The organism is Cupriavidus sp. FW305-46, from assembly GCF_058787075.1.
On the sequence record NZ_JBYSZI010000041.1, the window covers coordinates 55,170 to 67,741 of the forward strand.

Annotated in this window: 11 protein-coding genes; all 11 read left to right on the forward strand. The window is 69.9% G+C overall.

Annotated features, from left to right (window positions below; translation table 11 throughout):
* Window positions 1-5 precede the first annotated feature (5 nt).
* Window positions 6-881 (forward strand): SDR family oxidoreductase, encoded by an 876-nt coding sequence (locus AC3WON_RS20120; protein ID WP_492352576.1) that lies wholly within the window; start codon window positions 6-8, stop codon window positions 879-881.
* An 11-nt stretch (window positions 882-892) separates the two neighbouring features.
* A complete protein-coding gene (locus tag AC3WON_RS20125; RefSeq protein WP_492352577.1) occupies window positions 893-2,056 on the forward strand; it encodes an acyl-CoA dehydrogenase family protein in 1,164 nt (387 codons plus the stop codon).
* Window positions 2,053-3,255, forward strand: coding sequence for an acyl-CoA dehydrogenase family protein (locus AC3WON_RS20130; protein ID WP_492352578.1), 1,203 nt, complete (start codon window positions 2,053-2,055; stop codon window positions 3,253-3,255). Before AC3WON_RS20125 ends, AC3WON_RS20130 begins: the two co-directional genes overlap by 4 nt.
* Window positions 3,252-4,055: an SDR family oxidoreductase gene (locus AC3WON_RS20135; RefSeq protein WP_010813970.1), complete on the forward strand. Its 804-nt coding sequence runs from the start codon at window positions 3,252-3,254 to the stop codon at window positions 4,053-4,055. The genes AC3WON_RS20130 and AC3WON_RS20135 overlap by 4 nt, the downstream gene beginning before the upstream one ends.
* A 40-nt stretch (window positions 4,056-4,095) precedes the next feature.
* Entirely contained in the window at window positions 4,096-4,551 is a 456-nt protein-coding gene (locus AC3WON_RS20140; protein ID WP_492321109.1) for a MaoC family dehydratase, read from the forward strand.
* Window positions 4,552-4,564: 13 nt separating this feature from the next.
* Window positions 4,565-5,767 carry an acetyl-CoA C-acyltransferase gene (locus AC3WON_RS20145; protein ID WP_492352579.1) on the forward strand — a complete coding sequence of 401 codons (1,203 nt, stop codon included), beginning with the start codon at window positions 4,565-4,567 and terminating at the stop codon, window positions 5,765-5,767.
* Between the two features lie 70 nt (window positions 5,768-5,837).
* Window positions 5,838-6,803, forward strand: coding sequence for a WD40/YVTN/BNR-like repeat-containing protein (locus AC3WON_RS20150; RefSeq protein WP_492352580.1), 966 nt, complete (start codon window positions 5,838-5,840; stop codon window positions 6,801-6,803).
* 37 nt (window positions 6,804-6,840) lie between these two features.
* Window positions 6,841-9,282 carry an efflux RND transporter permease subunit gene (locus tag AC3WON_RS20155; RefSeq protein WP_492352581.1) on the forward strand — a complete coding sequence of 814 codons (2,442 nt, stop codon included), beginning with the start codon at window positions 6,841-6,843 and terminating at the stop codon, window positions 9,280-9,282.
* 86 nt (window positions 9,283-9,368) lie between these two features.
* Window positions 9,369-10,547, forward strand: a complete 1,179-nt coding sequence (locus AC3WON_RS20160; protein ID WP_492352584.1) for an NADH:flavin oxidoreductase — start codon at window positions 9,369-9,371, stop codon at window positions 10,545-10,547.
* Window positions 10,548-10,621: 74 nt separating this feature from the next.
* Window positions 10,622-11,722 (forward strand): 3-ketosteroid-9-alpha-monooxygenase, oxygenase component, encoded by a 1,101-nt coding sequence (locus tag AC3WON_RS20165; protein WP_492321113.1) that lies wholly within the window; start codon window positions 10,622-10,624, stop codon window positions 11,720-11,722.
* A gap of 26 nt (window positions 11,723-11,748) precedes the next feature.
* Window positions 11,749-12,540 (forward strand): SDR family oxidoreductase, encoded by a 792-nt coding sequence (locus AC3WON_RS20170; protein WP_492321114.1) that lies wholly within the window; start codon window positions 11,749-11,751, stop codon window positions 12,538-12,540.
* The last annotated feature ends 32 nt before the right edge of the window (window positions 12,541-12,572 follow it).

A 12,572-nucleotide genomic window follows, 5' to 3' on the forward strand; every position in this document is an offset into this window, starting at 1 on the left:
CCGCCATGGGAATCTGTGACGCACGCACCGTCATCATCACCGGCGCCGGCGGCGGGCTGGGCCGTGCCTATGCGCTGGCCTTCGCCGCCGAGGGCGCCAATGTGGTCGTCAACGACATCCGGCGCGAGGCGGCCGAGGCCGTCTGCACGGAGATCCGCGCGGCCGGCGGCAGCGCACTGGCCAGCGCTGACGACATCACCCAGCTGGCCACCGCGAAGCGCATCGTCGATGCCGCGGTCGAGGCCTTCGGCGAGGTCCATGTGCTGGTCAACAACGCCGGCATCTGCCGCGACCGCATGTTCGTCAGCCTGACCGAGGCCGACTGGGACGACGTCATGCGCGTGCACCTGCGCGGCCACTTCTGCCTGGCCAACCTGCTCGCCAAACGCTGGCGCGATGCCGCCAAGGCCGGCCGCGCCGTCGACGCGCGCATTATCAACACCAGCTCCGGCGCGGGCCTGCAGGGTTCGGTCGGGCAGTCCAACTACGCCGCCGCCAAGGCCGGCATTGCCGCGCTCACGCTGGTGCAGGCGGCGGAACTTGGCCGCTACGGCATCACCGCCAATGCGCTGGCACCGGCGGCGCGCACCGGCATGACCGAGGAGGTGTTTGCCGAAATGATGCAGGCGCCGGAAGACGGCTTCGACTACTACGACCCCGCCAATGTCGCGCCGCTGGTGGTGTGGCTGGGCAGCGCCGCGTCCGCGCAGGTCAACGGGCGCATGTTCGAGGCGGCCGGCGGCATGGTCTCGGTGGCCGACGGCTGGCGCACCGGACCCAGGACCGACAAGGGATCGCGCTGGCAGCCGGCCGAACTGGGCGCAGCCGTGGCGGAACTGCTGGCGCAGGCGCAGCCGCCCCAGCCGGTCTACGGCAGCTGAGCGCGACGGCCATGGACTTCTCCCTTAGTGTCGAACAGCAGATGGTCCGCGACAGCGCGCGCGACTACCTCGCCGCGCACAGCGATTCGGCGGCGGTGCGGCGCGTGACCGAGGCAGGCCCGGCGCACGACGAGGCCCTGTGGCACGCGGTCGCGGGCGAACTCGGCTGGTGCGGCATCGCGTTGCCCGAAGCCATGGGCGGCGCCGGCCTGGGTGCGCCCGGGCTGGTGCTGCTGCAGGAACAACTGGGCCAGCGCCTGGCCTGCGTGCCGTTCTGGTCCGCCGTGTGCGTGGCCGCGCCCTGGCTGCAGGCCAGCCTGGGTCCGCGTGGCAGCGCGCAGTGGCTGGAGCGGCTGGCCTGTGGCGAGCTGCGTGCCGCCGCGGTGCTGCCGGACGATGGCGGCTGGCAGTACGACGGCGTCGCCATTGGCGCGCAGGCAAGCGCGGATGGCTTCGTGCTGCGTGGCAGCGCCGCCCAGGTGGCCGATGCCGCCGGCGCCGACTGGCTGCTGGTGCCGGCCCGTCTCGAAGACGGCGTGCCTGCGCTGTTCCTGCTGGAACCGGCAGCACTGGCACAGGATGTGCGATGCATGCTGGCGCCGCTCGATACGCTGGACCGCACGCGGCCGCAGGCCGCGCTGCGGCTGGACGGGCTGCCCGTGCCCGCCAGCGCCTGCCTGGCGCGCGCGGACGCGGCGGCCTTCGGCCTGGCCCAGGCCTGGTGGCACGGCAAGCTGATGCTGGCGGCGGAGCAGCTTGGCGCGGCCCAGCAATGCCTGGACCTGACCGTGGCCTATGCATCGGAACGGATCCAGTTCGGGCGCGCCATCGCCTCGTTCCAGGCGGTCAAGCACCGCTGCGCGCAGATGATGGTGCTGGTCGAGGCGGCGCGCTCGGCGGTGTATGGCGCGGCGCAGGCGTGGGAAACGGGCGAGGTGGCCGATGGCACCGGCATCCGCCTCGACATCGCCGCCGCGTCCGTGGCCGCCGACGATGCCCTGCGCTTCTGCGCGCAGGAGGCCATCCAGTTGCATGGCGGTGTCGGCTTCACCTGGGAATACGACCCCCAGCTCTATTTCAAGCGCGCGCAGGCCGCCAGCCACTGGCTGGGCGGTGCCGGCGCGGCGCTGGCGTATCTCGCAGCAAATGGCCCGCACGCCTGGAGGACAGCATGATAGCGAATCAAGAGGCGGCATTCCGCGCCGAAGTCGCGCAATGGATGGCCGCCAACCTGGCCGGCGAGTTCGCCTGCCTGAAGCACCGCGGCGGCCCCGGCGACGAAGAGGCCTATCCCGAACTGCGCAAGGCGTGGGAGCGCCGGCTGGCCGAAGGCGGCTGGACCGGCCTGGGCTGGCCGCGCGCGCATGGCGGGCGCGAGCTGCCGGTCATGCAGCAGGTGATCTTCCATGAGGAATACGCGCGGGCAGGGGGACCGGGCCGCATGGGCCATATCGGCGAGGGGCTGATCGGCCCGACCCTGGTCGCCTTCGGCACCGACGACCAGAAGGCGCGCCTGCTGCCCGGCATCCTGAACGGCACCACGTTCTGGTGCCAGGGGTATTCGGAGCCTGGCGCGGGCTCGGACCTGGCCAATGTACGCACGCGGGCGGAGCGCGATGCGGCCACCGGCGACTGGCTGGTGAGCGGCCAGAAGGTGTGGACCTCGCTCGCGCACGATTCGGACTGGATCTTCGTGCTGGCGCGTGGCGAGCCCGGCTCGCGCGGCAGCAAGGGCCTGGTTTTCCTGATGCTGCCGCTGGACCAGCCCGGCATCGAGATCCGGCCGATCCGCCAGATGGGCGGCGGCGCCGAATTCAACGAGGTGTTCTTCGACGGCGCGCGTGCCGCCGCCGCCGATGTGCTGGGCGCGCCCGGCGATGGCTGGCGCATCGCCATGGCGCTGCTGGGCTTCGAGCGCGGCATCTCCACGCTGGGCCAGCAGATGCAGTTCACGCATGAACTGGAGTGGGTGGCGCAGGCCGCGCGCGACAACGGCAGCAGCCGCGACGCGCTGGTGCGCCAGCGCATCGCGCGCGCCTGGGCCGGCCTGCGCGTGATGCGAGCCAATGCGCTGCGCATGCTGGCGGGCGCGGCGCAGGCGGGCCAGGACGGCGGCACCGCGCTGCAGCGCGAGGCGCTGATCTACAAGTACTACTGGTCCAACTGGCACCGCGACCTGGGCCAGCTGGCGCTGGACGTGCTGGGCCCGCTGGCCAATGTGCTGGACGCCGGCGACACGCGCCGCACGCGGCTGCAGCAGATGGCGCTGTTCTCGCGCGCCGACACCATCTACGCCGGCACCAACGAAATCCAGCTCAACATCATCGCCGAACGCGGCCTCGGCATGCCGCGCGAAGCACGAGGACAGTCATGACCCTGAACACCGAAATCCCCAGCGCCCCGGCCTATGTGCCTGGCCATCAGTTGCTCGCCGGCAAGAGTGTGCTCATCACCGCCGCGGCGGGCGCCGGCATCGGTTTTGCCGCCGCGCGCCGCTGCGCCGAGGAGGGCTGCCGCGCGCTGATGATCTCCGACGTCCATGAGAAGCGGCTGGCAGACGCGGTCGAGCGCCTGCGCGCGGAAACCGGCTTGCAGGCGATCCATGGCCAGCTTTGCGATGTGTCGGATGAAGCGCAGGTGCGCGCACTTGTGGCCGCCGCCGAAGAAGCCTTGGGCGGCACCGACGTGCTGATCAACAACGCCGGCCTGGGCGGCTCGCGCCGCCTAGTTGATATGGACGATGCCGAGTGGTCGCGCGTGATCGATATTTCCCTCACCGGCACCTTCCGCATGACGCGCGCGATGTTGCCGCACATGCAGGCGCGCCGGCGCGGCGCCATCGTCAACAATGCCTCGGTGCTGGGCTGGCGTGCGCAGAAGGAACAGTCGCATTACGCCGCGGCCAAGGCCGGGGTGATGGCGCTGACGCGCTGCAGCGCGATGGAGGCCGCCGAATTTGGCGTGCGCATCAATGCGGTGGCGCCAAGCATCGCGCTGCACGACTTCCTGAAGAAGTCGGCGCCGGCCGACCTGCTGCGCCAGCTCAGCGAGCGCGAAGCGTTCGGGCGCGCGGCCGAGGTGTGGGAGGTGGCCAATGTGATGGTGTTTTTGGCCAGCGACTATGCCTCGTACATGACGGGCGAGGTGCTGCCGGTGAGCAGCCAGCGGGCTTGAAGGGAAACAGTTGGGACCGGGAACAACGCAGGAACCAGACATGCCAAGAATCTTCCGTTCTGCCGAAGACATCCACGCCGCCGTCGGCCAGCGCCTCGGCGAGAGCGCCTGGACCCAGATCACCCAGGAACAGGTCAACCAGTTCGCCAATGCCACCGGCGACCACCAGTGGCTGCACGTGGACCCGCAGCGCGCCGCGCAGGGCCCATACGGCGCCTGCATCGCGCACGGCTACCTGACGCTGGCGCTGGTCAACCAGTTCCTGCCGGAGCTGGTAACGGTCGAAGGCATGAAGTGGGGCGTCAACTACGGCTGCGACAAGGTGCGCTTCCCGGCGCCGGTGCGCGTGGGCGCGCGCGTGCGCGGGGTGGGGGAACTGGTGCGGGCCGAGACCTTGCAGGGCGGCGTGCAGTCGGTGGTGCGCATGACCGTGGAAATCGAAGGCGGAGACAAGCCGGCCTGCGTGGCCGAGACCATCAGCCGCTATTACTTCTGAACAGGAATCCAGCATGAAAGAAGCAGTCATTGTCGCCGTCGCGCGCACACCGATCGGCAAGGCCTTCCGCGGTGCCTTCAACGACACCGAGGCCCCGGTGCTGGGCGGCCACGTGGTGCGCGCGGTGGTGGAGCGCGCCGGCGTGGATCTGTCCGAGGTGGAAGATGTGCTGATCGGCGCGGCCGCGCAGCAGGGCACCCAGGGCTACAACCTGGGCCGCCTGTGCGCGGTGGCGGCCGGCCTGCCGGACAGCGTGCCCGGCATGACCATGGACCGCATGTGCGGCTCGGGCCTGATGACAATCGCGGCGGGCGCCCGTGCGATCCAGTGCGGCGAGGCCGACATCATCGTCGCCGGCGGCGCGGAATCCATCTCGCTGACGCAGACCAAGCACAAGAACAGCTACCGCGCCCAGTCCGAAGCGGTGCTGGCGCGGCAGCCGGCAGCCTATATGGCAATGATCGAGACCGCCGAGGTGGTGGCGCGCCGCTACGGCATCAGCCGCACCGAGCAGGACGCCTACGCCTGGCGCAGCCAGCAGCGCACCGCCGAGGCGCAGCGGCGCGGGGCCTTCGATGACGAGATCGTCCCGCTGGAAACGCGCCGCGCGCTGTTCGACAAGGCCGGCACGCTGACCGGCCACGAGACCGTTCGGCTTGCGCACGACGAGTGCAACCGGCCCGATACCACGGCCAGCAGCCTGGAGGCGCTGAAGCCGGTCTGGAGCGGCGGCCAGGCGGTGGCCGCCGGCGAGCACATCACTGCCGGCAATGCCTCGCAGTTGTCGGACGGCGCCGCCGCGGTGCTGCTGATGAGCGCCGACGAGGCCCGCCGGCGCGGCCTGCGCCCGCTGGGCCGCTACCGCGGCATGGCGGTGGCGGGCTGCGCGCCGGACGAGATGGGGATCGGCCCGGTGTTCGCCGTGCCCAGGCTGCTCGCGCGCCATGGCATGACGGTGGCCGACGTGGGCCTGTGGGAGCTGAACGAGGCCTTCGCCTGCCAGGTGCTGTACTGCCAGCAGAAGCTGGGCATCCCGGATGCGCGCCTGAACGTCAACGGCGGCGCGATCTCGATCGGCCATCCGTTCGGCATGTCGGGTGCGCGCATGACCGCGCATGCATTGATTGAAGGCCGGCGCCGCGGCGTGCAGCAGGCGGTGGTGACCATGTGCATCGGCGGCGGCATGGGCGCCGCCGCGCTGTTCGACGTTCTGTAATCACAAGCAGCCCGTGCAGGGACGGCCCGCAACGAGGCCGCCTGCCATCACTCCAACCGGAGGAGACATCATGAAACGACTGATCGGCGTCGCCATGTCGCTGGCCGTGCTGGCCACCGCGGTATGGGCCTTCGCGCCGCGCCCGCTGCCGCCGTTCGCGGCCACGACGCTGCGCCCGGACGGCCTGCAGGTCAACGGCATCGCGCGCGCCGGCGAGCGCCTGGTGGCAGTGGGCGAGCGTGGCCAGATCCTGTTCAGCGATGACCAGGGCCGCAACTGGCGCACGGCCGCCGTGGATCAACCGCAAGGCGCCGCGCTGACCCAGGTGGCCTTTGCCGACAGCCGCCACGGCATGGCGGTCGGGCACAGCGGCTGGATCCTGCGCACCGAAGACGGCGGTGCCCACTGGCAGCAGGTGGCGTTCGAGGCGAGCTCGTCCGATCCGCTGCTGGGTGCCTGGGCCCAGGCGGGCGGCCCGTGGTTCGCGGTCGGCAGCTTTGGCCGCTTCCTGGTCTCGCGCGACCAGGGCAGGCACTGGGAGCCGGCCGCCGACAAGGCCATGCAGGACCGCCACCTCAACGGCATTGCCGGCGACGGGCAGGGACGCCTGATGCTGGTCGGCGAAGCCGGCCTGGTGCTGCGCTCGCCCGACGGCGGCAGCCGCTGGGAGGTGGTGAAGTCCCCCTACGAGGGTTCGCTGTACGGCGTGCAGCCGCTGCGCGACGGCGCCTGGCTGGCCTTCGGCATGCGCGGCAACGCCTTGCGCAGCGATGACTTCGGCGCCACCTGGCAATCTGCGGACACTGGCCTCAAGACCTCGCTCTTCGGCGGCGTCGAACTGCCCGATGGCCGCATCGTGCTGGCCGGGCAGGGCGGCACGCTGGTGATCTCCGCCGATGGCGGGCGCCACTTCACCGCCTTGCCCGCCGGCAGCCCGCAGACCCTGGCCGCGCTGGTCCCTGCCGGCAAGGACACGCTGGCGCTGGGCGGCAATGGCGGCCTTGCCGGCGTCACGCTCGCCGCCAATCCCCGCTGACCTGCCTGACCCTGGCTTACCGAATGCGAGAACGATCATGAACCGCCCCCATTCTTCCGGCCGCCTGGGCCGCTTTGTCGATGCCTGCGCCAGCCTGCTGATGCAGCGGCGCCGCCTGCTGCTGGTGCTGTGCCTGGCCGTGACCGTGGCGCTGGGCGTCTCGGCCACGCGGCTGCGGCTCGATCCCGGCTTCAACAAGATGATCCCGCTGCAGCACCCGTACATGCAGGTGTTCACCAAGTACGCGAGCACCTTCTCCGGTGCCAACACGGTGCTGCTGAGCCTGCGCTGGAAGGGCGACGGCGACATCTACAACGCGGCCTTCATGGACAAGCTGCGCCGCGCCACCGATGACGTGTTCTTCATCCCCGGCGTGGACCGTTCGCGCGTGTTCTCGCTGTTCACGCCCAATGTGCGCTACACCGAGGTGACGGAGGCGGGCTTCCGCGGCGACGTGGTGGTGCCGGGACGCTTCTCCGGCGCGCCGGCCGAGCTCGACAAGGTGCGCCGCAACGTGGCGCGCTCTGGCCAGATCGGCCGCCTGGTCAGCAACGACCTGAAGTCCGCGCTGATCCGCGCGGAATTGCGCGAGACCGATCCGGCCACGGGCAAGACCATCGACTACGGCTCGGTCGCACGCCAGCTGGAGAAGATCCGCGGGGAATTCAGCGGCACCGACGTCGAGGTCAATATCGTCGGCTTTGCCAAGCTGGTGGGCGATGTGGAAGAGGGCATCGCCGGCGTGATGGGCTTCTTCGCGCTGGCCTTCGCCGTGACCGCGCTGCTGCTGTGGCTGTACACGCGCTCGCTGCGCATCACGCTGTTGTCGCTGGTGGTGGCGCTGCTGCCCGTGGCCTGGCTGCTGGGCTTGCTGCCGCTGCTGGGCTACGGCATCGATCCGATGTCGATCCTGGTGCCGTTCCTGATCTTTTCGATCGGGGTCTCGCACGCGGTGCAGATGACCAATGCCTGGAAGCAAGAGGTGGTGCAGGGACATGGTGCGCTCGACAGCGCCAGCGCGTCCTTCCGCAAGCTGTTCATCCCCGGCACGGTCGCGCTGCTGACCAACGCGCTCGGGTTCATGGTCATCATGCGCATCGAGATCGACATCGTGCGCGAGCTTGGCATCACCGCCTGCCTGGGCGTGCTGCTGATGATCGTGACCAACAAGGTGTTCCTGCCGATCCTGCTGTCGTACACGCGGCTGGAGCCGTCGGCGCTGGCATCGGCGCAGGCCCGGCGCGCGCACGGAACCGGCGGGCTGTGGCAGAAGTTCGGCGCGCTGGCGCGCCCGGGCCCGGCGCTGGGCGTGTTCGTTGCCGCGCTGGCGTTGCTTGCGGCCGGTGCCATCGATTCGCGCGGCCTCAAGATTGGCGATGTCGGCAGCGGCGCTCCGGAACTGCGCGCGGATTCGCGCTACAACCGCGACAGCGCCAGCATCGTGAGCCAGTACAACATCGGCTCGGATGCGCTGACCGTGGTGGTGGAGCCCACCGGCTTCGACGACGGCTGCCTGCACTACCCGGTGATGAGTGCGGTGGAACGCTTCGAGATGCATATGCGCGGCGTGTCCGGCGTGCAGTCGGTGGTGAGCGTGTCGTCGCTGGCCAAGGTGGTGATCGGCGCCTACAACGAGGGCAACCCGCGCTGGGAGGCGCTGCCGCGCAGCAGCGAGGGCCTGAGCCAGGGCGCCAAGGCCTTCGACCCGGACAACGGCATGAATACCTCGAACTGCCAGGCCATCCAGGTGCTGATCTACACCGCCAACCATGAGGGCGCCACCATCGCCCACATCATCCGCGAGATCCGCCGCTTCACCGCCGCCGACAAGACCCCCAACGTGGCGTTCCGCCTGGGCGGGGGCAATATCGGCGTGATGGCGGCCACCAATGAGGCCGTGGAGGAAGCCGAAGTGACCATGCTGCTGTCGATCTTCGGTGCGATCACGCTGCTGTGCCTGCTGACGTTCCGCTCGTGGCGCGCGGTGCTGTGCATCATCGTGCCGCTGACGCTGGTGTCGGTGCTGTGCAATGCGTTGATGGCGCGGCTTGGCATCGGGCTGAAGGTGTCGACGCTGCCGGTCATCACGCTGGGCGTGGGCGTCGGCGTGGACTACGGCATCTACCTGTATGAGCGCATCCAGCACCAGATCCGCGAGGAAGGGCAGGCCCTGCCGCAGGCCTTTGCCGAGGCCATGCGCCAGCGCGGTTCGGCGGCGCTGTTCACGGCGCTGACGATGTGCATCGGGGTGGGCACCTGGGCCTTTGCCGCGCTCAAGTTCCAGGCCGACATGGGGATCCTGCTGGCCTTCATGTTCCTGGTGAACCTGTTCGGCGCGGTGTCGCTGCTGCCGGCGCTGGCTGCGTGGCTGGGCGTGGAGGAAGAGGAGCGTGCGCGCGTGGCCGCCGGTGGTGCCGGTGGCGCCGCGCGCGGCGAGACGGTGCCGCCGGCGCACGCCCTGAAATCCGACGCGGTGTAAGGCCGATGGCCCGGAGAGACAGCATGCACGATCACCAGGCTTACGCGGCGGCGGCATTCACGCCGGTCCGCATCGGCCCGCTCACGCTGCGCAATCGCATTATCAAGGCCGGCGCCAACGAGGGCATGACGCCGCAGGGCCTGCCGACCGAGGCGCTGGTCAGGCACCACCGCGAGCTTGCCGCGGGCGGCGTGGGCATGACCACGGTCGCGTATGCGGCGGTGGCCGACGACGGCCTGACTTTTTCGCACCAGCTCAGCATGTGCCCGGAGCAGGTTGAGCACCTGCGCGTGCTGACCGATGCCGTGCATCGCGAAGGAGCGGCGGCCTGCCTGCAGATCACCCATGCGGGCTCGTTCACCACCATGCGCCACGGCGGCAGCCGTGCGCCAGGCAGTGCTTCATCCGGACTCAATGCCTTTGGCATGCTGCACGGCGTGTATTTCCAGCGTGCCATGCGCGAGGCGGACATGGCGCGCGTTGCCGGCCAGTTTGCCGCGGCGGCGCGGCTGGCGCGCGAAGCCGGCTTCGACGCGGTGGAAATCCACATGGGCCACGGCTACCTGCTCAACCAGTTCCTGTCGCCGCTGAGCAACCGGCGGCGCGATGCGTTCGGCGGCAGCGTGGAGAACCGCACCCGCTTTCCGGCCGCGGTACTGCGCCAGGTGAAGGACGCGGTCGGCGCCGAGCTGGCGGTCTGCTGCAAGCTGAGCGTCAGCGACGGCGTGCCGGGCGGCAACGAGCCCGCGGATTCCGCCGTGAGCGCGCGCCTGCTGGAGGCGGAAGGCGCCGACCTGCTGACCCTCAGCGGCGGGCGCAACGTCGAGAGCCCGTGGGCGCTGTTCGGCAGCCCCATGCCCACGGCGCAGATGAAGGCCGCCGCGCCGACCGCGGTGGCGCGCTTCGGCATCACCATGCTGGAAAAGCGCACGCCGCGCGCGCTGGCCTTTCGCGAGCTGTACTTTCTGGAGGCGTCGCGCGTGGTGCGGCGGGCGGTGCGCATGCCGCTGGCCTATATCGGCGGCGTCAAGTCGATCGGCAATGTCGCGCAGCTGATGGAAGAGGGCTTCGACTGTGTCGCGCTGGCGCGCGCGCTGATCCATGATCCCGCGCTGGTCGCCAACTGGCGCAGCGGCGCGGTGGCGCATTCGGCCTGTGACAGCTGCAATGGCTGCGTGGCCCGGATCTACGATCCGGCGGGCGTCAGTTGCGTGCATGGCCCGGGCAATGATCCGGCGCTGACCAGGATTGCCGCGCTGCAGTAGTCCGATGAGACGATGAGCCGCCGGCCAGACGCTCTTATCTTGAAGGTCCACGGGAATTCAAGGAGACAGACGCCATGACCGCTGACGGCAACCAGACTGGCTACAAGGCCGGCTACAAGATCGAATCACGCCCGCTCGAGGCCCGCTACGCGCGCGGCTGGCATTGCCTCGGCCCGGCCGATGGCTACCGCGACGGCGTGCCGCACACGCTGAATATCTTCGGCCGGCGCCTGGCCGCGTTTGCCGACTCGACCGGCGCGATTCGCGTGATTGACGGCTACTGTCCGCACATGGGCGCAGACCTGAGCACCGGCACCGTGCAGGGCGACAACCTGGTCTGCCCGTTCCACGGCTGGCAGTGGGGCGGCGACGGTGGCTGCAAGTCCATTCCCTACTGCAAGCGGGTGCCGCCCAAGGCCCGTGTCGGCGCCTGGGAGACCTGCGAGCAGAACCGCTTGCTCTTCATCTGGCACGATCCCGAAGGCCGCCCGGCACCCCCCGAGGTGGCGATTCCGCGCATCGAGGCCTGCTTCTCGCCGGAGTGGTCGGACTGGGCCATCGACGAGATGGTGATCCAGACCAACTGCCGCGAGCTGGTCGACAACATCTCCGACATGGCGCATTTCGGCACGGTCCATGGCGCGCCGGTGGACTACTTTGCCAACCTGTTCGAAGACCACAAGGCCACGCAGCTGATGATCGGGCGCAGTGCCCGGCTCTCGGGCGATGCACAGCTGACGGCGCTGTCCACGTACTTCGGGCCCGCGTACCACATCACCGAGATGATCGGACAGATGGGCGACCAGCAGATCCACTCGATCCTGCTCAACTGCCATGTGCCGATCGACCTCAACAGCTTCGCGCTGCGCTACGGCGTGCTGGTGAAGAAGATCCCGGGGCTGTCCGAGGAGCAGAACCGTGCCATGGCGCAAGCCTATGTGGAGCAGGCCAAACAGGCCTTCTACGAGGACGTGGCGATCTGGGACAGCAAGATCCGCATCGACAACCCGCTACTGTGCGAAGGCGACGGGCCCATCTACCAGATGCGTGACTGGTACCAGCAGTTCTACACCGACGTGGAGCAGGTGCGGCCGTCCAGCGTGGCACGGCGCATCTTCGAGCTGAACCCGGGCAATATCGAGCCGCCGGCGCTGCGGCATGTGTTCGAGGCCTGATGGCAACCTCCACGGAACCTCGCACCATGAAAACCGTCGTCATTACCGGAGCCGCGTCCGGCATGGGTGCGGCCGTGCGCCAGCGCATGCTCGCCGACGGCTGCCGGGTCATCGGCATCGACCTGCGCGATGCCGACATCGTTGCCGACCTGTCCAGCCAGCAGGGCCGCGCTGCCGCGATCGACGCCGTACTGTCGCGGTCGGGCGGCCGCATCGACCAGCTGGTCTGCTGCGCCGGCCTGGGCCCGCATGTCGAACCCGCCACGCTGGTGGCATCGGTCAACCACTTCGGCGTGGTGGCGCTGCTGGATGGCCTGTTCGAGGCGCTGCGCCAGGGCTCGGATCCGTGCGCCGTGGTGGTGTCGTCCAGTTCGGCCACGCTCCAGTCCTGGGAGGGCAGCCCGCTGCGTGATGCCTACCTTGCCGGCGACGAGCCCGGCGTGCGCGCGATAGTGGCAGCCGCCGCGGCGGCGGAAGGCACCCGGGACCAGGCTGGCTATATTGCCTATGCCAGTTCCAAGCATGCGGTGGCGGCGGCCGCGCGGCAACGCGCCGCCGCGTGGGGCCAGGCCGGCGTGCGCCTCAACGTGGTCGCGCCGGGCGCGGTGGAAACGCCGCTGCTGCAGGCCGGGCTGAAGGATCCGCGCTATGGCGATGCCATCCGCGATTTCCTGCCGCCGTTGGGGAGGCGCGCGCAGCCTGAGGAAGTGGCCGCGCTGATCGCCTTCCTGTGCGGGCCGCAGGCGGCCTACATGCACGGCAATGTGGTGTTCATCGACGGTGGGCTGGATGCAGCGCAGCGGCCGCTGAACTTCTGATCTCCTGGCCAATGGGGCATCCGCCGCGAGCG

Excerpts from the sequence above, each read along its gene's own strand:
- AC3WON_RS20120 (WP_492352576.1), top strand. The coding sequence starts at position 6 with ATGGGAATCTGTGACGCACGCACCGTCATCATCACCGGCGCCGGCGGC.
- AC3WON_RS20125 (WP_492352577.1), top strand. The coding sequence starts at position 893 with ATGGACTTCTCCCTTAGTGTCGAACAGCAGATGGTCCGCGACAGCGCG.
- AC3WON_RS20130 (WP_492352578.1), top strand. The coding sequence starts at position 2,053 with ATGATAGCGAATCAAGAGGCGGCATTCCGCGCCGAAGTCGCGCAATGG.
- AC3WON_RS20135 (WP_010813970.1), top strand. The coding sequence starts at position 3,252 with ATGACCCTGAACACCGAAATCCCCAGCGCCCCGGCCTATGTGCCTGGC.
- AC3WON_RS20140 (WP_492321109.1), top strand. The coding sequence starts at position 4,096 with ATGCCAAGAATCTTCCGTTCTGCCGAAGACATCCACGCCGCCGTCGGC.
- AC3WON_RS20145 (WP_492352579.1), top strand. The coding sequence starts at position 4,565 with ATGAAAGAAGCAGTCATTGTCGCCGTCGCGCGCACACCGATCGGCAAG.
- AC3WON_RS20150 (WP_492352580.1), top strand. The coding sequence starts at position 5,838 with ATGAAACGACTGATCGGCGTCGCCATGTCGCTGGCCGTGCTGGCCACC.
- AC3WON_RS20155 (WP_492352581.1), top strand. The coding sequence starts at position 6,841 with ATGAACCGCCCCCATTCTTCCGGCCGCCTGGGCCGCTTTGTCGATGCC.
- AC3WON_RS20165 (WP_492321113.1), top strand. The coding sequence starts at position 10,622 with ATGACCGCTGACGGCAACCAGACTGGCTACAAGGCCGGCTACAAGATC.
- AC3WON_RS20170 (WP_492321114.1), top strand. The coding sequence starts at position 11,749 with ATGAAAACCGTCGTCATTACCGGAGCCGCGTCCGGCATGGGTGCGGCC.